This is a genomic window from Burkholderia sp. AU4i (genome assembly GCF_000466765.1).
Taxonomy (GTDB): domain Bacteria; phylum Pseudomonadota; class Gammaproteobacteria; order Burkholderiales; family Burkholderiaceae; genus Burkholderia; species Burkholderia cepacia.
On record NZ_ASSI01000424.1, the window covers coordinates 1 to 876 of the forward strand.

The window sequence follows — 876 nt, forward strand, 5'->3', positions numbered from 1 at the left end:
TGATCGGCGCCGGCATGCTGTACCAGTGGAAGTAACGCGTCGCGCCGCCAGGCCGCCCGGCTCGCCAGCCGGACGGCCTGCGGCGGCCCCGACGGCCGGACGAGCCCGCCGCGCAACCCGTGGCGGGCTTCAGTCAACCCAAGTTTTGAGGATGTAACCGTGAACAAACTCGCTCTTGCGCTCGCGCTTTCCGCAACGGCCCTCGCCGCGTGCTCGACCGCATCCGGCCCGACCTTCAGCGCCTCCGAACTGCAGCCGCGCGACGGCGTGCGCACCTTCCAGGTGGACTGCCACGGCCTGCTGTCGGGCCCGGAGACCTGCATGAAGGCCGCCCGCAAGATCTGCGGCGAAGAGCCCGTGCGCGCTGTCGACTCGGCCCGCGCGCTGCGCGACAAATCCGATCCGGCCACGCTGATCTTCCAGTGCGGCGCGGCACCGGCCGAAGCGGCCCCGGCCGCCACGCCGGCGCCGGCGGCTGCCGTCGTCGAACAGGTCAACCTGTCGGGCGACGCGCTGTTCGCCACCGACCACGCGACGCTCGCCCCGACCGCGCGCGAATCGCTCGACCGTTTGCTGAGCGAGCGCGCCGACCACACGTACTCGCAGGTGAGCGTCACCGGCTTTACGGATTCGGTGGGCAGCGACGACTACAATCTCGCGCTGTCGAAGCGCCGCGCCGAATCCGTCGCGGCATACCTGAAGGCACACGGCCTGAAGACCGATTCGCTGACGGTCTCGGGTCGCGGCAAGGCCGACCCGGTCGCGTCGAACGCGACGCCCGAAGGCCGCGCCAGCAACCGCCGCGTCGAAATCCGCCTGCAGCACTGAGCGGGCCGCCGCCGCGCGCGGCGCCCCGATCCGGCCGTCCGTCAGTGC

The 876-nt window shown here is 71.9% G+C and carries 1 protein-coding gene; it reads left to right on the top strand.

Translation table 11 applies throughout. The annotated features are described in order from the left end of the window. The first annotated feature begins 159 nt into the window (after window positions 1–159). On the top strand, window positions 160–828 hold the full coding sequence (locus L810_RS43235) for an OmpA family protein (RefSeq protein WP_021164373.1): 669 nt from the start codon (window positions 160–162) through the stop codon (window positions 826–828). Window positions 829–876: the final 48 nt, after the last annotated feature.